The 22304-nt window shown below is 50.3% G+C and carries 21 protein-coding genes and 1 tRNA gene; 3 read left to right on the top strand and 19 right to left on the bottom strand.

All coding sequences use genetic code 11. The features are described 5' to 3' along the window. Window positions 1-280: 280 nt before the first annotated feature. The 13 genes from sucD to sdhC all read right to left on the bottom strand — a co-directional run bounded on the left by sucD (window position 281) and on the right by sdhC (window position 14409). The gene (gene sucD, locus H3L95_RS01950) at window positions 281-1171 is read right to left on the bottom strand and encodes a succinate--CoA ligase subunit alpha (RefSeq protein ID WP_003755541.1); all 891 of its coding nucleotides are present in this window, start codon (window positions 1169-1171) and stop codon (window positions 281-283) included. Window positions 1172-1181: 10 nt separating this feature from the next. Then, a complete protein-coding gene (gene sucC, locus H3L95_RS01945; protein WP_003741782.1) occupies window positions 1182-2348 on the bottom strand; it encodes an ADP-forming succinate--CoA ligase subunit beta in 1167 nt (388 codons plus the stop codon). Window positions 2349-2446: 98 nt separating this feature from the next. After that, window positions 2447-2734, bottom strand: a complete 288-nt coding sequence (locus tag H3L95_RS01940) for a hypothetical protein (RefSeq protein ID WP_003755543.1) — start codon at window positions 2732-2734, stop codon at window positions 2447-2449. A gap of 199 nt (window positions 2735-2933) precedes the next feature. After that, window positions 2934-4367 (bottom strand): dihydrolipoyl dehydrogenase, encoded by a 1434-nt coding sequence (gene lpdA, locus H3L95_RS01935; RefSeq protein ID WP_003755544.1) that lies wholly within the window; start codon window positions 4365-4367, stop codon window positions 2934-2936. Window positions 4368-4651: 284 nt separating this feature from the next. Then, entirely contained in the window at window positions 4652-4921 is a 270-nt protein-coding gene (locus H3L95_RS01930; protein WP_009312043.1) for a hypothetical protein, read from the bottom strand. Between the two features lie 194 nt (window positions 4922-5115). Beyond that, window positions 5116-6297: a 2-oxoglutarate dehydrogenase complex dihydrolipoyllysine-residue succinyltransferase gene (gene odhB / locus H3L95_RS01925; protein WP_003755551.1), complete on the bottom strand. Its 1182-nt coding sequence runs from the start codon at window positions 6295-6297 to the stop codon at window positions 5116-5118. A gap of 112 nt (window positions 6298-6409) precedes the next feature. Beyond that, window positions 6410-9238 carry a 2-oxoglutarate dehydrogenase E1 component gene (locus H3L95_RS01920; RefSeq protein WP_003766559.1) on the bottom strand — a complete coding sequence of 943 codons (2829 nt, stop codon included), beginning with the start codon at window positions 9236-9238 and terminating at the stop codon, window positions 6410-6412. A 207-nt stretch (window positions 9239-9445) separates the two neighbouring features. After that, window positions 9446-10729, bottom strand: coding sequence for a citrate synthase (gene gltA / locus H3L95_RS01915; protein WP_003755555.1), 1284 nt, complete (start codon window positions 10727-10729; stop codon window positions 9446-9448). 117 nt (window positions 10730-10846) lie between these two features. Continuing rightward, window positions 10847-11095: an FAD assembly factor SdhE gene (locus tag H3L95_RS01910; protein WP_003755557.1), complete on the bottom strand. Its 249-nt coding sequence runs from the start codon at window positions 11093-11095 to the stop codon at window positions 10847-10849. Between the two features lie 3 nt (window positions 11096-11098). Further along, window positions 11099-11806, bottom strand: coding sequence for a succinate dehydrogenase iron-sulfur subunit (locus H3L95_RS01905; protein ID WP_003678833.1), 708 nt, complete (start codon window positions 11804-11806; stop codon window positions 11099-11101). A gap of 124 nt (window positions 11807-11930) precedes the next feature. After that, window positions 11931-13694 carry a succinate dehydrogenase flavoprotein subunit gene (gene sdhA, locus H3L95_RS01900; protein WP_003755560.1) on the bottom strand — a complete coding sequence of 588 codons (1764 nt, stop codon included), beginning with the start codon at window positions 13692-13694 and terminating at the stop codon, window positions 11931-11933. 2 nt (window positions 13695-13696) lie between these two features. Beyond that, window positions 13697-14038, bottom strand: coding sequence for a succinate dehydrogenase, hydrophobic membrane anchor protein (gene sdhD / locus H3L95_RS01895; protein WP_003755562.1), 342 nt, complete (start codon window positions 14036-14038; stop codon window positions 13697-13699). After that, window positions 14032-14409 carry a succinate dehydrogenase, cytochrome b556 subunit gene (sdhC, locus tag H3L95_RS01890; protein ID WP_003779309.1) on the bottom strand — a complete coding sequence of 126 codons (378 nt, stop codon included), beginning with the start codon at window positions 14407-14409 and terminating at the stop codon, window positions 14032-14034. Before sdhC ends, sdhD begins: the two co-directional genes overlap by 7 nt. A gap of 499 nt (window positions 14410-14908) precedes the next feature. Between sdhC and H3L95_RS01885 the strand changes: the two genes are divergently transcribed. Continuing rightward, window positions 14909-15307, top strand: coding sequence for a YkvA family protein (locus tag H3L95_RS01885; protein WP_003755567.1), 399 nt, complete (start codon window positions 14909-14911; stop codon window positions 15305-15307). Between the two features lie 67 nt (window positions 15308-15374). Here the strand turns inward: H3L95_RS01885 and H3L95_RS01880 are convergent, their stop codons facing one another. The 4 genes from H3L95_RS01880 to dapF form a co-directional block, all read right to left on the bottom strand. Continuing rightward, window positions 15375-15887, bottom strand: a complete 513-nt coding sequence (locus H3L95_RS01880; protein WP_003755569.1) for a lipoprotein — start codon at window positions 15885-15887, stop codon at window positions 15375-15377. Between the two features lie 201 nt (window positions 15888-16088). Continuing rightward, entirely contained in the window at window positions 16089-17021 is a 933-nt protein-coding gene (gene cysK / locus H3L95_RS01875) for a cysteine synthase A (protein WP_003755570.1), read from the bottom strand. Between the two features lie 114 nt (window positions 17022-17135). Then, the gene (locus H3L95_RS01870) at window positions 17136-17744 is read right to left on the bottom strand and encodes a hypothetical protein (RefSeq protein WP_003755572.1); all 609 of its coding nucleotides are present in this window, start codon (window positions 17742-17744) and stop codon (window positions 17136-17138) included. Continuing rightward, window positions 17741-18592 carry a diaminopimelate epimerase gene (gene dapF, locus H3L95_RS01865; protein ID WP_003755574.1) on the bottom strand — a complete coding sequence of 284 codons (852 nt, stop codon included), beginning with the start codon at window positions 18590-18592 and terminating at the stop codon, window positions 17741-17743. The genes H3L95_RS01870 and dapF overlap by 4 nt, the downstream gene beginning before the upstream one ends. A 526-nt stretch (window positions 18593-19118) precedes the next feature. Here dapF and H3L95_RS01860 point away from each other — a divergent pair. Continuing rightward, window positions 19119-19607 (top strand): hypothetical protein, encoded by a 489-nt coding sequence (locus H3L95_RS01860; protein WP_003755579.1) that lies wholly within the window; start codon window positions 19119-19121, stop codon window positions 19605-19607. Window positions 19608-19782: 175 nt separating this feature from the next. Continuing rightward, window positions 19783-19858: transfer RNA gene (locus H3L95_RS01855), tRNA-Asn, on the top strand. Window positions 19859-20016: 158 nt separating this feature from the next. Here the strand turns inward: H3L95_RS01855 and H3L95_RS01850 are convergent. Both H3L95_RS01850 and H3L95_RS01845 read right to left on the bottom strand, forming a co-directional pair. After that, the gene (locus tag H3L95_RS01850) at window positions 20017-20433 is read right to left on the bottom strand and encodes a hypothetical protein (RefSeq protein ID WP_040667887.1); all 417 of its coding nucleotides are present in this window, start codon (window positions 20431-20433) and stop codon (window positions 20017-20019) included. Window positions 20434-20575: 142 nt separating this feature from the next. Beyond that, window positions 20576-22030, bottom strand: coding sequence for an efflux transporter outer membrane subunit (locus H3L95_RS01845; RefSeq protein WP_182096193.1), 1455 nt, complete (start codon window positions 22028-22030; stop codon window positions 20576-20578). Window positions 22031-22304: the final 274 nt, after the last annotated feature.

Below are 22304 nucleotides of genomic sequence, written 5' to 3'. Positions count from 1 at the left end.
TATAGTGGATTAACTTTAAACCAGTACGGCGTTGCCTCGCCTTAGCTCAAAGAGAACGATTCTCTAAGATGCTGAAGCACCAAGTGAATCGGTTCCGTACTATCTGTACTGTCTGCGGCTTTGTCGCCTTGTCCTGATTTAAATTTAATCCACTATAACGCTGGAAACAAACGCCTAACGAAATTCTCAGATTATGGCAAACCAAGTAAAAAGGTCGTCTGAAAACCTGTTTCCAAGTTTTCAGACGACCTTTCGGTTTTTCAGTCAAAACGACCAAGCGTTACGCCAAGCCTTTTGCTTTCAACACTTCCAGCATGGTGCTGCCCAATTCGGCAGGGCTGCGGGTGTAGGCGATGCCGGCTTTTTCGAAAGCGGCAAATTTTTCTTCCGCAGTACCCTTGCCGCCGGAGATAATCGCACCGGCGTGGCCCATGCGTTTGCCTTTAGGAGCGGTAACACCTGCGATGTAACCTACAACAGGTTTGGTTACGTTGGATTGGATGTATTCGGCTGCTTCTTCTTCCGCAGTACCGCCGATTTCACCGATCATGATGATGGCGTCGGTATCTGGGTCTTCTTGGAAGAGTTTCAGCGCGTCGATTTGGTTCATACCCGGAATCGGGTCGCCGCCGATACCGATACAGGTTGATTGACCCAAGCCCAGTTTGGTAGTTTGTGCCACGGCTTCGTAAGTCAATGTACCGGAACGGGAAATGATGCCGATACGGCCAGGTTGGTGGATATGGCCCGGCATAATGCCGATTTTGCACTCGCCCGGAGTAATCACGCCCGGGCAGTTAGGGCCGACCAAACGTGTGCCGTTGCCGTTGGTTTCCAGATAGCGTTTGGCTTTGAGCATGTCCAGAGTCGGTACGCCTTCGGTAATCACAACCACCAAGCCTACGCCGGAATCAACCGCTTCAACGATAGAATCCAATACAAACGGAGCGGGAACGTAAATTACGGATGCGTCTGCGCCGGTTTCTTTAACGGCTTCTTTCATGGTGTTGAACACGGGCAGGTTCAGGTGGGTTTGACCGCCTTTACCCGGGGTAACGCCGCCGACGACTTTAGTGCCGTAAGCCAGAGCTTGTTCGGAGTGGAAAGTACCGTTTTTACCGGTGAAACCTTGAACCAATACTTTGGTGTCTTTATTAATCAATACGCTCATTCTTTTCTCCTTAGGCGTTTACGGCTGCGACAATTTTTTCGGCTGCGTCATTCAGGCCGTCGGCGGAAGTCAGTTTCAGACCTGATTCGTTCAGGATTTTCGCGCCGAGTTCGGCGTTGTTGCCTTCCAGACGGACAACGACAGGCACGTCAACGTTGATTTCTTTAACGGCTGCCACGATGGCTTCCGCAATCATGTCGCAACGGACGATACCGCCGAAGATGTTGATCAATACGCCTTTGACGGATTTATCTTCGAGAATCAGTTTGAACGCTTCAACTACACGCTCTTTGGTCGCGCCGCCGCCTACGTCGAGGAAGTTGGCAGGTTGGCCGCCTTTGAGTTTGATGATGTCCATGGTTGCCATCGCCAAACCGGCACCGTTCACCATACAGCCAATGTTACCTTCCAAAGCAACGTAGTTCAGATCAAATTCGGAGGCTTTCAGCTCGCGTTCGTTTTCTTGGGATTTGTCGCGCAATTCGGCGATTTTCGGCAGGCGGTAGAGCGCGTTGCTGTCGATACCGATTTTGCCGTCCACGCAGGCCAGCGCGCCATTTTCGCGGACTGCCAGCGGGTTCACTTCAAACAGGGCGAAGTCGTTTTCGACAAATGCTTTGTACGCGCCGGTCATCAGTTTGACGAACTCGTTGATTTGTTTGTCTTTCAAGCCCAGTTGGAACGCCACTTCACGCGCTTGGCAAGGTTGCAGGCCGACCAGCGGGTCAACGGTTACTTTGAAGATTTTTTCAGGGGTTTCGGCGGCAACTTTTTCGATTTCCACACCGCCTTCGGTCGAAGCCATGAACGTAATGCGACGGGTAGAACGGTCGACCACCGCGCCCAAATACAGCTCGGTTTGCACCGGATACATGTCTTCGCAAACCAAAACGCTGTTGACCGGCTGACCGTTGGCATCGGTTTGATAAGTAACCAGATTGGTACCAATCAGGCTTTCTGCCACTTCTTTGGCTTCTTCACGGCTTTTGACGACTTTTACGCCGCCCGCTTTACCGCGTCCGCCTGCGTGGACTTGGGCTTTGACGACAGCAAATTTGCCGCCCAGTTTGTCGTAAGCGGCTGCGGCTTCCTCGCCGTTGTGTGCCAAAATACCGCCTTGCACAGGCAAGCCGTAGCCTGCCAGCAGTTCTTTAGCCTGATACTCGTGTAGATTCATGGATTTCTCCTTTAGATTAGTGGAATGCCCTGAGACTGCCCATAAATGGCAACCCCGTGCGTTTCAGACGACCTTTCGGCGGTCGGAAAATCGTCGTTTCACTTGCTGAACGGCAACCACATCCGCGCAAGCAGATACATGATTGCGCCGCCGCCCCCGAGGATAAAAAAGACGATGCCTTTTTTACGCGAATTCGGGCAGAGCAGGTAAACGGCAAGGCTGAAACTGATAAACAACAATGCCACGCGCCAAACCAATTCTTTGTCTTTGAAACGGTTGAGCGTATAAGTTTCGGTCATCATCACATACATCTGCCACAACGCGGCCATACACATGCTGATGATGCCCATCGGTATAAACAGGATACCGATTACTTCTTTATTCATAATCAAATGCTGTCTGTGAATGTGTCGCCGATTATATAGTAGATTCTGCTTAAATCGTCATTCCGGCCAGGGAACAATAGCAACTGATACGCTCTATTTTCTCTCTATACCTATCGGAACATTGCTTCCGAACATTCATCTTTCCGAAAAGGTCGTCTGAAAAAGTTTCAGACGACCTTTTATGCTTTACTTGACCTCATCAGCCGTGCAAAGCGCGTTTGTCGGCGGCCAGTGCGGCTTCGTGAACCACTTCGGACAAGGTCGGATGGGCATGAATGATGCGGGCGATGTCTTCGCTGCTGGCGAAGAATTCGAGCGCAGTGACGCCTTCAGTAACCAATTCGCTGACAACCGGACCGATCATGTGTACGCCTAAGATGCGGTCGGTTTTGGCATCCGCCAACACTTTGACCGTACCTTTTGCCTTGCCCATCGCCAACGCGCGACCGTTCGCGCCGAAGCCGGAAGTACCTTTTTTGTATTCCACGCCTTCGGCTTTGAGCTGCTCTTCGGTTTTGCCGACCCAAGCGATTTCGGGGTCGGTGTAAATCACGAACGGTACACTGTTGAAGTCGATATGCGGTTTCTGACCGGCGATGCGCTCGGCAACCGCCACACCTTCGTCGCTGGCTTTGTGCGCCAGCATCGGGCCGCGAACCACGTCACCGATTGCCCAGACATTAGGCAGGTTGGTGCGACATTCACCGTCCACTTTGATAAAGCCGCGCTCGTCTTTTTCCAAGCCGACGGCTTCGGCGTTCAAGCCTTTGGTGTTCGGAATACGGCCGATGGCGACGATGAGTTTGTCGAAGACTTCGGTTTTGGCTTCGCCTGCGGCAGTTTGGTAGGCAACGGACACGCCTTTGCCTTCAGATTTGATGTCGCCGATTTTCACGCCCAGTTCGATGTTCAAGCCCTGCTCTTTGGTGAAATATTTGAAGGCTTCTTTGGCGATTTGCTGGTCGGCGGCGGCAAGGAAGGTCGGCATGGCTTCGAGGATAGTGACTTGCGATCCGACGCGGTTCCACACCGAACCCATTTCCAAACCGATCACACCCGAACCGATAACGCCCAGTTTGGCGGGCACTTCGGTCAGGTTCAATGCGCCTTCGTTGTCCAATACGTTTACATTATCGATGGCAACCTGCGGCAGCGGACGCGGCACGGAACCGGTCGCCACGATAACGTGTTTGGCTTCGATAACGGTTTTTTCGCCTTTGTTATCGACTTCGATTTGGTAGGCATCGCCGTTTTTTCCGGCAAACGAAGCCGTACCGAACAGGCTGGTTACTTTGTTTTTTTGGAACAGGAATTTCACGCCGCCGGTGAGCTTGGTTACGATGGCGTCTTTGCGCGCAATCATTTTCGCCGCGTCGAATTTGATGTCGCCGACGCTGATGCCGTGTTCGGCAAAATCATGCTGCGCAGTGTGGAAATGTTCGCTGGATTGCAACAGGGCTTTGGAAGGAATGCAGCCGACGTTCAGGCAGGTACCGCCCAGCGCGGGCGCATCGCCTGCTTTGTTGACGCCCGCATCGACACAGGCGGTTTTGAAACCCAGTTGGGCGGCGCGGATGGCGGCGACGTATCCGCCGGGGCCTGCGCCGATAACTACTACATCGTATTGAGACATGTGAAAAATCCTTTGTTTGACATTTTTGCCGCAGGAAAACCTTCGGCAGCGGTATAGTGGATTAACTTTAAACCAGTACGGCGTTACCTCGCCTTGCCGTACTATCTGTACTGTTTGCGGCTTCGCCGCCTTCTCCTGATTTAAAGTTCATCCACTATATTTTGCATAAGAGGTCGTCTGAAAGCGCGGCTTCAATGCAGTTAAAACTCATTCTGCCTTTTTCAGAATGCTAAGCCTGCCTGCAGGCACGACCTTTGAAACTTCAGCCCGATTGTTCGGACGCATCAGCGGCGGCAGGAATGCGGGCTGTATTCCCTGACTTCCTGTCCGGTGAAATTGTTGTAAACGCGGACGGTAGCGTGCGGATAACGTTTGCACAAAACGCTGCGGGCGACGGGAATGCCCGCTTTGTTGCTGTCCATTTCAAAACGCTTGTTCAACATTCTGCCGCGCGCGTCGTAGGCGTTGACGGAATATTCCTTGCCTTCGAATGCGGCACACGCGCCAAGCAGGGAAACGACAGCCAAAAGCGGAAACAGGGAAATGGGTTTCATGGATATGCTCCTATGGATTTTCATACCGTTTGCTTCTGCACGGAAAATGGCAGCAACAAACTTTCTCCCTTAGATTTCAAACATCCCGCCGTTTTCAGACGACCTTTTTTCTTTTCAAGGTCGTCTGAAAACCGGTAAGCAGCCCGATTTCAAACTGCTTTGTTTTGATCCGCTTTATATCCCTTTGGCGGCGTTTACAGATCCAACAACAGGCGTGCCGGATCTTCCAGCGCGTCTTTGATGGCAACCAAAGTCAGCACAGCTTCGCGGCCGTCGATAATGCGGTGGTCATAAGAGAGCGCCAGATACATCATCGGGCGGACAACGACTTGACCGTTTTCCACGACTGCGCGCTCTTTGGTTGCGTGCATACCCAAAATGGCGGATTGCGGCGGATTGATAATCGGGGTGGACATCATAGAGCCGAACGTACCGCCGTTGGTAATGCTGAACGTACCGCCGGTCAAATCTTCCAGCGCGATTTTGCCGTCTTTGGCTTTTTTGGCGTAATCAACGATGGCTTGCTCGATGTCGGCAATGCTCATTTGGTCGGCATCGCGCAGAATCGGCACAACCAAACCGCGCGGACTGCCGATGGCAATACCGATGTCGAAGTAACCGTGATAAACGATGTCGTTGCCGTCAACGGAGGCATTGACCACCGGATATTTTTTCAGCGCTGCAACAGCTGCTTTGACGAAGAAAGACATGAAGCCGAGTTTGGTACCGTGTTCTTTCTCGAATTTTTCTTTGTATTTCGCACGCAAGTCCATGATGGGTTTCATGTTGACTTCGTTGAACGTAGTCAGAATCGCGTTTTCCTGTTGCGAAGCCAAGAGACGCTCGGCAACACGGGCGCGCAGGCGGCTCATCGGAACGCGTTGTTCAGGACGTGCGCCTGCTGGAACGGGGGCTGGCGCAGCAGCGGGTGCAGCAGCAGGTTTGGCGGCGGCGTTTTGCACGTCTTCTTTCAAGACGCGACCGTCACGGCCGGAACCTTGCAGCGCGTTCACATCCACGCCGGTTTCGGCTGCCAGCTTCGCAGCGGCAGGCATGGCAGCATTGGTTTGCGCAGCAGCGGGAGCGGCTTCAGGTGCAGGAGCGGCGGCTGGGGCTTCAGCAGAAGTGGAAGCAGTTGCAGCAGTATCGATACGCGCCAATACTTGTTCGGCGGCAACGGTTTCGCCGTTTTGAGCGATGATTTCAACCAATACGCCGGCTTGTGGAGAAGGTACTTCCAGAACCACTTTGTCGGTTTCGATGTCGATCAGAATTTCGTCGCGCGCTACGGCTTCGCCGACTTTTTTCTTCCATTCCAAGAGCGTGCCTTCGGATACGCTTTCGGACAGCATGGGTACTTTTACGTCAATAATCATTTTGTGTCTCCGGATGGTCGTTGGTTTTCAGACGACCTGTTGTGTGTTATCTCTTTTGTTTGGTAGGCGTTCCGTCTGGAGTGTTTCATTCGGAACGCCGCACCGTATTGCGTTACAGCGTCATTGCGTCTTCAACCAGTTGTTTCAGCTGGGCGACGTGTTTGCTCATATAGCCGACGGCTGGCGATGCGCTGCTCGGACGGCCGGCGTAAGACAGTTTTTGGCTTTCGCCGATAACGTCTTCCAAGCGGTGGCGGATTTGGTAGAACGCGCCTTGGTTTTTCGGCTCTTCTTGCGCCCAAACCACGGATTTCGCGTTCGGATATTTCGCCAACTCCGCGCGCACTTCGTCGTATGGGAACGGATAAAGCTGCTCGACGCGGACGATGGCGACATCGTTTTCCAGTTTGCGCTCGGCGCGACCTGCTTCCAAATCGTAGTAAACCTGTCCGGCGCAAAGAATCACGCGTTTCACGCTTTCATTGTTGCCACGCTCGGCGGTATCGCCGATAACGGGGCGGAAGCGCGAACCTTCGGTAAAGTTTTCCAGCGGACTCATCGCACCTTTGAAGCGCAACAGGCGTTTGGACATGAAAATCACCAGCGGTTTGCGGTACGAACCCAAGACTTGGCGTTGCAGCAGGTGGAACATTTGCGACGCTTCAGACGGCATGATGATTTGCATATTGTGTTCGGAGCACAGTTGCAACCAACGTTCTACGCGGCCGGATGAGTGTTCCGGACCCTGACCGTCGTAGCCGTGCGGCAGGATGGTGGTCAGACCGCAGAGACGGCCCCATTTGGTTTCGCCGGACGACAGGAATTGGTCGATGGTCACTTGCGCACCGTTGGCAAAGTCGCCGAACTGCGCTTCCCAAATGGTCAGTTTGTCGGGTGCGGAGCAGGCGAAACCGTATTCGAACGCCATGACCGCTTCTTCATTCAAGATGGAGTCGATAACGAGGAATTCGCCTGCACCTTCGCCCATATTGCGCAGCGGTACATAAGTGCCGTCATCCCATTTTTCGCGTTTTTGGTCGTGCAATACGGCATGACGGTGCGAGAACGTACCGCGTCCGGAGTCTTCGCCGGAAATGCGCACGCCGTGGCCTTTGGTGACCAGGCTGGCGTATGCGAGGGTTTCCGCCATACCCCAGTCAATCGGCTGACTGCCCGCAGCCATGCCTTTGCGCGCTTCGAGCACGCGTTTGGCTGTCGGATGCAGTGCAAAGCCTTCGGGAACGGCGGTAAATTTCTCGGCAAGACGCTCGATGTCGGCAGCGGGCAGGCCGGTTTCCACATCTTCGCGCCAGTCTTTGCCTTGGTATTTGCTCCAGTCAATTTGCGTGCGTTGGAAATTACTCAACGTCGTTTGTTCGACATGTTCGCCTTTATCCAAAGCATCGCGGTAGGCTTGGATATAGCCGTCGGCTTCTGCCTGCGTCACCACGCCTTCTGCGATCAGTTGCTCGGTGTACAAAGCACGCGCTCCGGGGTGTTGCGATACTTTTTTGTACATCATTGGCTGGGTCAGGGTCGGATCGTCGCCCTCGTTGTGGCCCCATTTGCGGTAGCAGACGACATCGATCACGATGTCTTTGTTGAATTTCTTACGGTAGTCCAACGCGGCTTGGATGGCAAAGCAAACGCGTTCCGGATCGTCGCCGTTGACGTGGATGACCGGAGCGGAAACCATTTTCGCCACGTCGGTACAATGCACGGTCGAGCGGGTGTCGCGGGTATCGGAGGTGGTAAAGCCGATTTGGTTGTTGATGACGATGTGAACCGTACCGCCGGTGGTGTAGCCGCGCGTTTTGGACAGATTGAACGTTGCTTGATTGACGCCCAAGCCGACAAATGCAGAGTCGCCGTGAATCAATACGGGCAATACTTTGTCGCGGCCGTTTTCACCCAAACGTTTTTGTTTGGCGCGTGCAGAACCTTCAACGACAGGATTGACGATTTCCAAATGCGACGGATTGAACGCCAAAGAAACGTGCATCGGGCCGTTCGGCGTAGCGATGTCGGAACTGAACCCCATGTGGTATTTCACGTCGCCGCTGGGCAGCTTGATTTCGGCACGGCCTTCAAATTCGGCAAACAAATCGCCCGGTTTCTTGCCCAAGATGTTGACCAAGACATTCAGACGACCTCGGTGTGCCATACCGATGATGACTTCTTCGACACCATCTTTACCTGCGTTTTGAATCAGGTAATTCAGACCGGCAATCACGCTCTCGCCGCCTTCTACGCCGAAGCGTTTCTGACCGACATATTTGGTATGTAGATAACGCTCCAAAGTCTCGGCAGCGGTCATTTCTTTCAGGATGCGGCGTTTCTGTTCGGCACTGTAGCTCGGGGTGGACAGCACATCCTCGAAATAATTGCGCAACCAGCGGCGCTCTTCGGTATTGGGAATGTAGATGTATTCCAATGCGAGGTGGCCGCAGTAGGTTTGCTTGAGGTTGCTGATGATTTGGGACAGGGGCAGTTTGCTTTGGCCGGAAAAATCGCCCTCGCCCATATTGAACTGAACCGCCATATCGGCATCATTCAGTCCGTGGAATTTGGGATCGAGGGCTTCAATGTTGCGTGGCGGGATACGTTTGAGCGGGTCAAGCTGAGCAGCGCCCACACCTTGAATACGGTAAGCAGAAATCAACCGCAGTACGCCGACCTGTTTCTTCATCATGGCTTCATCCATACCGCCGGCAATAGCCGCTGTCGATTTGGTTTTTGCCAAATTGGCGAAGGATTCACGGATCGGAGCATGGGCGATATCAACATCCGCCGCACCGGGCTGCTTGCTTAAGTCGGTGAAATACTGCTTCCATTTTTCATCGACCGAATTGGGGTTTTCCAGGAAATTCTCATACAACTCCTCGATGTAGGGAGCATTTGAACCGAACAGATAAGAAAAATTGAGTTTTTCATCCATCATGACGCGAGCTCTTTTCTTTAAAATATAAACAAAGGGTAGAATTCCATGTGTTTCAACGGAATCCATGCCGTTTGAAATGACACTTCATTCTACCCTATTTCCAGCCAAATTACTTGTATCTGTTTCGTTTGCTGCAGACAAACTTATTTAAAAAAACTATTCGGCTTTCTCAAATGAAGTTCTGACAACATATTAATATACCGATTTTCAGCGTTTATCCGCCGGCACATAATCGCGGCGTTCCGCACCGGTATAAAGTTGGCGCGGACGGCCGATTTTCAGCGAAGGATCGCCGATCATTTCATGCCAGTGCGAAATCCAGCCCACGCTGCGTGACAGGGCAAAGATGACGGTAAACATTTCGGTCGGAATGCCCAGCGCGGACAGGACAATACCGGAGTAGAAGTCGACGTTGGGGTACAGCTTGCGCTCTACGAAGAACGGGTCTTTCAGAGCAATTTGTTCCAATTCCATTGCCAGCTTGAATTTCGGACTGTCTTCCAAGCCCAATTCTTTCAGTACTTCATAACAGGTTTCACGCATGATGCTGGCGCGCGGATCCATATTGCGGTACACACGGTGTCCGAAGCCCATCAGGCGGTATTTACGCTGTTTCACGCCTTCCATATATTCGGCAACACGGGACACATCGCCGATTTCGTCCAACATTTTCAAGACAGCTTCGTTCGCGCCGCCGTGGGACGCACCCCACAGACAGGCAATACCGGCAGCGATACAGGCAAACGGGTTCGCACCTGAAGAACCTGCCAGACGGACGGTCGAAGTCGATGCGTTTTGCTCGTGGTCGGCATGAAGGATAAAGATGCGGTCGAGCGCGCGTGCCAATACAGGATTGGGTTTGTAGTCTTCACATGGTGTGGCAAACATCATGTGCATGAAATTTTCGGAATAAGAGAGGTTGTTTCTCGGATAATTGAACGGCAGACCGTTGGAATAGCGGTAGCACATTGCTGCAATCGTCGGAATTTTGGAAATCAGGCGGTAAATCGCGATTTTTCGGTGTTCGGGGTTCGTAATGTCCAGACTGTCTTGATAGAACGCAGACAATGCACCGACCACGCCGACCATCATCGCCATCGGATGCGCATCGCGACGGAAGCCACGGAAGAACCAAGTCAGCTGTTCATGCACCATCGTATGACGGCGGACGGTATTGTCAAATTCTGCCTTTTGCTCAAGCGTCGGCAGTTCGCCGTAAATCAGCAGGTAGCAGACTTCCAAATAATCGGATTTTTCGGCAAGTTGTTCGATGGGATAACCACGGTAATACAGCAGACCTTTGTCGCCGTCGATATAAGTGATTTTGGATTCGCAGCTTGCTGTTGAAACGAACCCGGGGTCGAATGAGAATAAGCCTGTGTTTTTCGTCAGTGCGCGGATATCGACCACGTCATGACCGATGCTCGCTTCCAATACGGGCAGTTCTAAATCCTCTTGATTGGGTACGTTGAGTTTAATTGATTTGGACATATTTATCGCTCCTTTGTAGGTTGGGGCTTTCGTTGCTGCCTATGCAGCACGGTCTTTATTTTCAGACGACCTCCGTATCCTAGAAATCCGCCGAAAGGCAGGCGGATTTCCAATACGTCAAGCTTGTCTGATTTTTTCAAGCATGGGGATAAGGTGTTCCTTGTCTGTCGCCGAATGTCCGTTGATCAGGGCAAGAAGCTCTTGATCTTGAAACTCAAGGATTTCGGAAAACTCGGACAGCTCTTTATCGCTCAAATGCTCGAATTCTTTTTCCATAAACCTGCCGAAAATCAAATCTAACTCCAATAATCCCCGGCGGGTTTGAAAACGGATTTTCCGTTTGGCAATATCGTCAAAAACCATCATTTCTTAAACGGCTCGTTTCAACATAATTTCTTTAATCTTACCGATGGCACGGGTCGGATTCAAGTGTTTAGGACATACGTCCACGCAGTTCATGATGGTATGGCAGCGGAACAGGCGATACGGGTCGTTCAAATTATCCAAACGCTCGTTGGTGATGGTATCGCGGCTGTCGGCAATGAAGCGGTAGGCGTTCAGCAAACCGGACGGACCGACGAATTTGTCGGGATTCCACCAGAACGACGGACAGGCAGTTGAGCAGCAGGCACACAAAATACATTCGTACAAACCGTCCAACTCTTTACGCTCTTCTTGGGTTTGCAAGCGCTCTTTGTCGGCATCGATCGGATTGTCGTTAACGACGTAAGGCTTGATGGAATGGTATTGTTTGAAGAACTGGGTCATGTCCACAATCAGGTCGCGGATGACGGGCAGACCGGGCAGCGGGCGGATTTTGACAGGCTGTTTTAGGCTGCGTAAATCGGTCAGGCACGCCAAGCCGTTTTTGCCGTTGATGTTCATACCGTCCGACCCGCAAATACCTTCACGGCAGGAACGGCGGAAAGACAGGGTATCGTCTTGCGCTTTCAGGCGCACCAGCGCGTCCAAAAGTTTGACGTCGGTAGGTTCCAGTTCCAACTCGTAACGTTGCATATATGGTTTGGCATCAACGTCCGGATTGTAACGGTAAATTTCAAAACTCATTTTTTCCATGAGAAGTGTTCCTTTTCTCATAAACCGCCTGATGGTTTTATGTTATGGGTTCAGGCTGTTCAGTGTGGTGGTGTATTTGATTTTCAGACGACCCCTTGTGATACGGCGGTCGTCTGAAAACGCATCAGTAAACGCGCTTGGCCGGTTTGATGTATTCCACGCTCAAAGGCTTGGTGTGTACCGGTTTGTAGGACAAGGTGTTGGTATCTGAATGGTACAGCGTGTGTTTCATCCAGTTTTCGTCATCGCGCTCAGGATGGTCGTCTGAAGCGTGCGCGCCGCGCGATTCTTTACGCGCTTCGGCAGACACCAAAGTCGCTTTCGCTACTTCAATCAGATTATCCAATTCCAAAGCTTCGATACGCGCGGTATTCCACACTTTGCTCTTGTCTTTGATTTCAGTACGTTTCACACGCTCAGCAATCGCCATGATTTCTCGAACACCTTTGCTCAGAATCTCATCGGTACGGAACACGCCGGCATGCAGTTGGACGGAGCGTTGCAGTTCGCGACGCAGTGCATCAACATTTTCGCCACCGGTCTGGTTATCCAAGCGTTCGATACGTTGGCGGGTCAGCTCGCCAGCATCGGCAGGCAACGGTTTCCAATCGCTTTGCTCTTTGATGAATTTAATCATACTGTCGCCGGCAGCTTTACCGAACACCACCAAGTCAAGCAGGGAGTTGGTACCCAAACGGTTCGCACCGTGTACGGAAGCACAAGCGCACTCACCCGCAGCATACAGACCTTTCACCGGCACTTCATATTCGTCGCCTTGCGGCACAACAACTTCACCATGATAGTTGGTCGGAATACCGCCCATCATGTAGTGGGTAGTCGGCACAACGGGAATCGGGTCTTTAATCGGGTCGATACCGGCAAACTGGATGGAAATCTCGCGGATGCCCGGCAGTTTTTCCATAATTTTTTCGGCACCGATATGGTCGATTTTCAGCAATACATGGTCTTTGTTTTTACCGCAGCCGCGACCTTCGTAAATTTCCATCGCCATCGCACGGGAAACCACGTCGCGCGAAGCCAAGTCTTTTACGGTCGGCGCATAGCGTTCCATAAAGCGTTCGCCGTCGGCATTCAACAGAATACCGCCCTCACCGCGTACGCCTTCGGTAATCAACACGCCTGCACCTGCCACACCGGTCGGGTGGAATTGCCAGAATTCCATATCTTCCAACGGGATACCTGCACGAGCGCAAATGCCCAAACCGTCGCCGGTATTCATATAGGCATTGGTGGAAGACGCATAAATACGGCCGCCGCCGCCGGTAGCAAACATCACGGCTTTAGCGTGGAAAATATAAACTTCACCGGTTTCCATTTCCATGGCGGTCACACCGATCACGTCGCCGTTCTCATCGCGAATCAAATCTTGCGCCGTCCATTCCACAAAGAATTGCGTATTAGCACGGACGTTTTGTTGATACAAGGTATGCAGCATTGCATGACCGGTACGGTCAGCAACCGCGCAGGCACGTTCTACTGCACGTTTACCGTGTTCGGCAGTATGACCGCCAAAAGGACGCTGATAAATTTTGCCGCTTTCCACGCGGTCAAAAGGCATACCCATGTGTTCCAACTCAATCACCGCTTCAGGCGCGGCGCGACACATAAACTCAATCGCATCTTGGTCGCCCAGCCAGTCTGAACCTTTCACGGTATCGTACATGTGCCAGTCCCAACGGTCTTCCTGCACATTACCCAGCGAAGCGGAAATACCGCCCTGCGCCGCTACGGTATGCGAACGGGTCGGGAACACTTTAGACAAAACGGCACAATTCAGACCGGATTTGGATAATTGGAGGGCTGCGCGTAAACCTGCACCACCACCGCCGACAATCACGGCATCAAACTTGCGAACAGGAAAACCCATACTTACCCCCAAATTACTTTAATTGAATACACCAAGCAGCCGACCAGCCAAACGATGGTGGCAACCTGCAAAAACAAACGCACGCCGAAGGGTTTGATATAGTCCATCCACAAATCGCGGATACCCACCCAAGCGTGCAAAAATACGGCGATAAAGCTAACCTGGGTGAACACTTTCACCCAAACTTGATCGAAAAATGCCTGCCATGCCGAATATTCTTTAGGCAGGGTAAACAGAATCACTAAAAGCGCGACGGTATAGATCAACATGATAACCGCAGTCGCACGCTGCATCGCCCAATCGCGCAAACCGTAATGGGCACCGGTCAATTTACGTTCTACCATAACAACGCTCCCAAAACGACGGTCAGCACCAATGCGGCAGCAAACACCAATTTGGCGGTATTGCGCGCAGTATTCAGCTCAAGGCCTTTGTGTGCATCCAAAAATAAAAAACGGATACCGGCGAGAAAATGGTGCAGATAAGCCCATAACACGCCGATTAAAATCAACTTGACCAAAGGATTGGAAACGATGGCACGGTAAGTTTCAAACGCCGACTCGCGGCTCAACGTACCGGACAGGAGATACAGCAAAACGGGAAGCATTATAAATAACCCTACCCCGCTGATGCGGTGCAAGATGGAGACAATTCCCGGTATGGGCAACCGTATATTGGGAATCTCCAAAAAGACAGGACGCGGTTTGACGGACATAGCCAGTTCCTCTGTATTTTTTTATCAGCTCAAAACCAATAACTCAAATTACATCGAGTTACATAAACTATAATTTACCTGTTTTATCCGATTTTGAACAGTCTAATTTATAAACAATCTAATAAATTTTACCAAAAAACATCATAAACTGTACCAATAACAAAACACTATCCATTAATAATTGAACCAATACCGCTTCAACTGCCGTTCGACAACCTCCATATGGCTTTCATGCCCTGCAATACCATCTTAATATCTTTGTTTTTATAATATATAAATAGAAATAAATATTATTTTTATAATCCAATAACCACAAAATTCGAATATAAATCGAACCGCAAAAACATTACATTCAACGCCTGTGATCGGTATGTTTCAGACGACCTCTTCAGCACCTATCACAAAACTGCACTATACTGACATTTCTTTGCCTTACTCCGTTTTATACTTTGCCCGCATTACGGCAAACCCTTCCCACTCAATTACTGTGAGGCTTGTTATGAAACATTCCGAAGAAAAACAATACACCCAGTCTTCCGATCCGGAAAACTTTATCCCCAAATTCAGAAGGCGCAATTTGGATAAAACGGGTTTTCTCAATAAACTCGCCCGTTTTGCAGGTCGGTTGGGCGAACCCATCGTACGCCAGTTGTATGCGCTGTATTATCTTTGGGACTCCCCTCACACCCCCAGACGCGCCAAAATGATTATCGTCGGCGCATTGGTTTACTTCCTCAGCCCTATCGACAGCATTCCCGATTTGCTGGGTCCTTTGGGATTCAGCGACGACATTGCCGTCATTACTTTGGTGTACAGCCAGATGAAAACTTACCTGACGGAAGACATCAAAGAGCGGGCAAGACTGGCAACCGAGAAGCTGCTGCGTAAAACATCATAAATATCGGCATCCAAAACAAAAGGTCGTCTGAAAATTTTCAGACGACCTTTTGTTTGAAATGAGGAACTTATTTCAACGGAGTCATATTCATGACTTCCATCAGGAAGTTGGTAAATGCCGGATTAGAAGGTTTGTTACCCATATTTTTCCAGCGTTGCTGCCATCCGCGCAAGGCGTTTTGGATATACAGCTTGGATTGTTCGGTATTGATTTCGCCTCGTTGGCTGTCAACGGCAGAACGCAGATAAACCTCATATACGCTGTCATCCACGACATTACGGCCGACAAGCTGAATGCGGAACTTGTTCAGATATTGGGCAGCTTGAACCTTGGTCATTTTTCCTTGGCTGACCTGATAGCTCAAACGCGTTGCCTCATCGCGGATTTTTGAAACATCACTCCAATGCGAAGAAGCCAAACTGAACGCCGCAGATTTTTCACCCTTAGTCGTTTTAACATTAGGCTTAACATTAGTCGGACGGACAGGCACTTCTTGCAAGCTTGGGACATAAATGGTCTCACAACCGGCAAGTGCCGCCAACGCAAATAAGATGGGGATATATTTTTTCATGTCTACCATTATAATCAGGATTATCCAGATAACCAAATTCTATATCAATCTGACTTTTTCTGTTGACTGAATTACAACAACTTTCGCCTTACATTCCAATCTTTACACGATATGGTGGTTTAAATCCATTTTTGCGCCACACCATGCCGCAAGACCGCAAAAAAGACCGCCGAAGCGGTCTTTTTCATCACTTATTTTCTTCCAACCTTATTATGCCAAATCGGCAAACAGAGGCGTAGAAAGATAACGTTCGCCATAAGAAGGCAGCAGCACGACAATCAGTTTGCCTTCGTTTTCAGGCTGTTTGGCAAGCTGCAGCGCGCTCCATACTGCCGCACCGGAAGAAATACCGACCAAAATACCTTCTTTTTCCGCCATCGCGCGGGCGGTTTCAAACGCTGCTTCGTTCGGAACTTGGGAAACACTGTCATATACTTTGGTATTCAACACGGTAGGGATAAAGCCGGCGCCAATACCTTGAATCGGGTGCGGACCTTTTTCGCCACCGCTCAAAACCGGAGAAGCCTCAGGCTCGACGGCAACGACTTTGACTTCGGGTTTGTATTTTTTCAACACTTCACCCACGCCTGTAACCGTACCGCCCGTACCGACACCCGCCACAAAAATATCGACTTTACCGTCAGTATCGCGCCAAATTTCTTCGGCGGTCGTTTCGCGGTGGATTTGCGGGTTCGCCTCGTTATCGAATTGGCGCGGCATGAAATAAGTATCGGGATGTTCGTCCACCAAGGCTTGTGCTTTTGCAATCGCCCCTGCCATACCTTCGGACGCAGGAGTCAAAATCAATTCAGCACCGAACGCACGCAACAGCATTTTGCGTTCTTTACTCATGCTTTCAGGCATCGTGATTGCCAGCTTGTAGCCGCGCGCCGCGCACACCATTGCCAAACCGATACCCGTATTGCCGCTGGTCGCTTCAACAATTACGGTATCCTTACCGATTTTGCCCGCTTTTTCGGCGGCTTCAACCATCGCTTCGGCAATACGGTCTTTCACGCTGCTGCCGGGATTGAAAAATTCCAGTTTGACGGCGATTTCGGCTTTCAAACCTTCAGTCAGACGGTTTAATTTGACCAACGGGGTGTTGCCGATCAGCTCGGTGATGCTGTTTGCAATCTTCATTTTCTACTCCAGATTTTGATGTGATATGACCTGTATATTAAAGACAGGTCGTCTGAAAAACCAATATCGAATGTTTCTTTATTTATAACTTTTGGTTGTTTGGCTTGATGCGTCCTAATGAAGTCCGATTTCTCCGACTATCGCCCCCGTGACTAAAGTCTGCATGACCAAAGCCATCAGCCAGCCCAGTCTGAGTTGCGCTTTACTGAACACTGCCGGCGACTGCTTGGCAATACTTCTGCGGTGCAGATAAAAAACCGCCATCATGACAAGCTGCAAAATAAACCAATAAACAGGCTTGAGCGCATACAGTTTCAACAATGCCGGAAACGTAAAAGCCAAAGAACGACCCGGCAGCAGAAAATACAATATCACGGCAATCGACACAAAAGCCAAAGTCATCAATACATTGCTGACGGCAAACACGCTCAAAAACGGATAACGCAAATCCGCCTGCCAAAAACCAGTATCCGCCTGCTTTTTCCAATGAAAAGCAAAGAAAAACACACTGGCAAAAGTCAGATAAAAATGCGGGACAAACAACGGACCGACATGGGTAATCCCCCACATTCCCGGCAAAAGCTGCGATCCCAAAATCGACACGCCCAGCCACAAAACAACCGAAGCCCAAAACCACTGGAACATTTCAGCGCGGAAAATCAATCCAAAAAACACCAGCCCATAAGCAACAACTGCGAGAAAATCCAAATTCGTCCAAATCATGAATACTGCAACTCGCCTTCAAAAACCGTTTGAACAGGCCCTGTCATCAAAACGTCCTCACCATGCGACCAAGTAATAAACAAATCCCCGCCCGGCAGCGAAACCTTCACTGGCACACCTTCCGCCAACAGCCCCAACCGGACGCCCGAAACCACAGCCGCACAAGCCCCCGTACCGCAAGCCTGCGTTTCACCCACACCGCGTTCAAATACGCGCAGGCGGATAGATTCCCTATCGACAATCTGCATAAAGCCGACGTTGACACGTTCCGGAAACTGTTCGTGTGACTCAATCGCCTCACCCCAATGAGCCACGGGCGCAGTCTGTACATCCTCGACCACGATCACAGCATGAGGATTGCCCATATTCACACAACTGACCTGCACCGTCTCCAAACCGACCATCACCATATGCGTCAAAGCATCATCCGCTTCGTCAGGAACCGGCACAAACGGGATTTCAGACGACGTAAAGCGCGGTTTGCCCATATTCACGGTCACCAAACCATTATCCAACAACTTGGGAATAATCACACCCTTAGCCGTTTCCACCAAAATTTCCTTTTTATCGGTCAAGCCTTTATCCGCCACAAATCGGGCAAAACAGCGCGCACCGTTGCCACACTGCTCCACCTCGCTGCCGTCCGCATTGAATATACGATAACGGAAATCCACCGCATCGGAAGACGGTTTTTCTACCAACAGCAACTGATCGAAGCCCACCCCTCTAAAACGGTCTGACCATTCGGCAAGCGGCGCAGTCAGTGGATCAAAATCCTGCCCGATACCGTTTACCACCATAAAATCATTGCCCAAACCGTGCATTTTGGTAAATTTCAAGGTTTTCATTGTTTTTTCCAGAATTCGTTATCGATTAAATAGGGAGCGAATATCCAAATATTCTTAACCTTTTTACTTTGCAGAAAAATCCGTCTGAAGGGTCGTCCGAACAGCATTCTACACTATATATATGCTATATCGCAGATTTTCCCGACTTCATACCGCCATACGCCGATATCCTTATTATCCATACAGTCTTAATGCTTCTTTCTCCCACCTTAATCAAAGCTAACGTCCTCAACCGAATAAAAACGATATAATTCAATAAGAAAGTCGCCACATTCGGCTTTAGTTTCATAATATAGTGGATTAACTTTAAACCAGTACGGCGTTGCCTCGCCTTAGCTCAAAGAGAACGATTCTCCAAGGTGCTGAAGCACCAAGTGAATCGGTTCCGTACTATCTGTACTGTCTGCGGCTTCGTCGCCTTGTCCTGATTTAAATTTAATCCACTATGTCATTGTCCATCCGATACAAAACCACGCCTTTCCGTTACCGTCTGCAATCAGGTTCATACTCATAGCGAGGAAATGCCATGAAACCCTCAATTCCCCTCATCCTTCTCTCTCCCGCACTCTGCGCCTGCACCGCCGGCACGCCCGGCATGTCCATAGGTTTAGGCATAGGAACCGGTATCGGACACCATGTCGGACTCGGCACTTCCGTCAACATCCCGATTACCTTAGACAAAAATAAAACCGCCCCAAACAATACAGGCGGCATCAATATTATTGACGAACAAATCGTGACTTATTTCGATACACACGGCAATCCCAGCAACAGCGCCGTCAAGGGCGGCTACTACCGTCAACTGAAAAACAAACGAGGCGATCAATATACCGTACAAGATTTTTACAGCGACAACAGCCGGAAGCGGACAGATCCCTATACCTTAAGCCGCAGCCAACTGATGCAATTCTTCGCTACTCCAAGCGATGGTTCACTCACCACATACGCCTATAACGGCGCCGTAATGCAACACCAAGAGTTCCGCAACGGCAAACTTGTCAACGCCAAATATTAGACAAAATAGCATCCTGACAGGCCAACTACGCCTATTGCCATTTGTACTATATTGGTTTCAAACACAACTATTCACAAAATAAATACTTTTAACATTCAACTATTTGTAATATTACTACGCTCCATCTGAAAAATAATATTGACACTTTTTTTTCAGACGATATAATGCACCCCATTCCCCGATAGCTCAGTCGGTAGAGCGACGGACTGTTAATCCGCAGGTCCCTGGTTCGAGCCCAGGTCGGGGAGCCAAATTTCAAAAGCCTGAACATAATGTTCAGGCTTTTTTGTTTACCAATCCTACTTTGGCTTCTTCAGCATCCTTCTTCGGATGCTTCCCAATCCCAACATCCTTGCACCCGTGTCCCACACACACCAAACATTAATCAAAATTTATATAAATCAATAATTTAACAAACAGATATCAAATAAAGCATACCCTGATCATTCACATAGATAAAAACATTATTTTTTCTAAATACATATATTGAAGAATTCTTTTCACATAGCCAATCGCACTTTTCAGCAAAATTCAGCCAGTCTTCAATACCCGAGAATTCTGAAAACAAATCATTTAAAACTACAGATTTGGCATTTGTGTTCTCAAAATTTATCTGCATACCTATTATTTTTTTATTTTCTAACGAGAACATTATATTTTCATAAGTATCTAAAAATATTTTTGATTTTTTAGAAGTTCTCATAGGGTTTAATACAAAGTCTTTGATTTCTTGGCAAATATCTTCTTGATCATCCCCTACATGAAGCTTACCAATCCTTCCGCTTTCAACAATATCGCTAACTAAATACGGTCCACATCGATTCATCACCACTTCCTCACACACAAATTTAGTCTTATACCCACTAACCTTTTTAATTGGCAACCTTATTTATACCGATATCAGGAATTTTCCATTCTTCTAATAAACCCAGGTCGTCTGAAATTTTTCAGACGACCTTTTTGCTTCTTTATTTCGACCAGCCTCCGCCCAATGCCTTATACAGCGACACCAGCATCTGCGCCCTTGCCAGCCGCGCCGCAATCAGGTTTTCCTGCATTTGGCCTTCGGTGATATGGGCTTTGAGGGCGACATCCAGCGTTTTGTAGCCGTTGCGGAACATTTTTTCCGTATCGGCAGCATGGCGTGCCGCCTGATTATGGGCGGTTTGCAGCAGTTCGGTCTGACGGCTTAACGATTCCACGCCTTGATACGCGCTGTCAACTTCGCCCAGCGCGGTCAGGAGCCGTTTGTCGTATTCCAGCAATGCCGTCTGAAGGCGCGCGTCGGCGGCTTTGATATTGGCCTTGATGCGGCCGTTGGTGAACAGCGGCGTCTGTATGCCCACCGACAGCAAACTTGCCCAGCCGGTCAGCGAACGGTCGCCGTCCACACCGATGCGCCCGCCCTGCCCCATAAAGCTGATGGTGAAACGCGGCAGCAAATCGGCTTTGGCACTGGCGAATTTGGCGGCGTAGGCATTGACTTGCGCCGCCTGCGCGCGCAGGTCGGGGCGGCGTTCCAGCAAGCCTTGCGGCGTCTGCCCGCCCGGCGCGGATGGTTGGCGCGCCAACACATCGGCAGACGATTCGGGCAGCGTAAACGTCTGCGGCACGTTGCCGGTCAACACGGCGATACTGCGCACATAAGCGGCGTATTCCGCCCCTATCGTGGCGCGTTTGGCTTCCGCTGCGGTCAGTTGCACTTTCGCCTCGTTCACTTCATAGCCGCTGACATGTCCCGCCTTAAAACGCCCTTCGATGTAGCGCACCATCCGCCGCAAGGTGGCAACGGTTTGGTCGGCGGTTTTCAGACGGCCTTGAGCCGCACGCGCTTTGAAATAATTGTCGGCAATATCGCCCGCCACCAGCATTTGCGCGCCGTACGCCAGCTCTTGTTGTCCGAGTGCGGCATAACGTGCGGCATCGGCATCGCTGCGTTTCTTGCCGAAAATATCCGGCTCCCACGAAGCGGTCAGTCCGCCGTACATACTGGTGCCTGTGGACTCGATGGTATCGCCGTTTAAAGACGAGGCCTGCGGATAACGCGAGAGCAACGCCCTGGCATTGCTGTCGAGCGGGTTATCCATTTTGCTGTAATTCGCCCCCACCTTGCCGCTCAGTCCGACTGTCGGCCCCAAATCGGCACGCGCCACCCCAGCCACGGCACGGGCTTCGTTCAGACGGCTGACGGCGATTTTCACATCATGCCCCTGCGCCAAACCCTGCGCGATTAATCCGCTTAACACCGGATCGTTCCACTGCTGCCACCACGCCCCGATGTCCGCATCGCCCTTCGCCGCCGCATCCTGCGTAAATGTTTCGGGCAATTCAACCTGACTGTTTAACGGAACTTCTGTGTTTTTACAGGCAGCAAGCGCCAAGGCTGCGGCAATACACAATAAATGGATTTGATTGAATTTCATCGTATTTTCCTTTTTGAAAAGGTTTTAGCGTTCCGTGTTGGCGAAATTTGTTTCGCTCGTTTTCAGCGTGCGCAGCCTCTTGACGGGGCAACCTTTCAGACGACCTTTCAGAAGATTTTTTGCGAAACCTAGGAACCTGAATGTAAGCCTGCGGCTTACTGCCCTCTCCCTAACCCTCTCCCACGGGGAGAGGGAACAAATTGGTCGAAACCCTAATAAGGAGAGGGAACAAATTGGTCGAATCCCTAAAAATGGTTGGGTTTCAGCATCCTCA

It is taken from the genome of Neisseria sicca (assembly GCF_014054945.1).
GTDB classification, from domain to species: Bacteria; Pseudomonadota; Gammaproteobacteria; order Burkholderiales; family Neisseriaceae; genus Neisseria; species Neisseria sicca.
The sequence above is the reverse complement of the archived record's forward strand: the minus strand, read 5'-3'. Positions and strand labels throughout refer to the sequence as shown.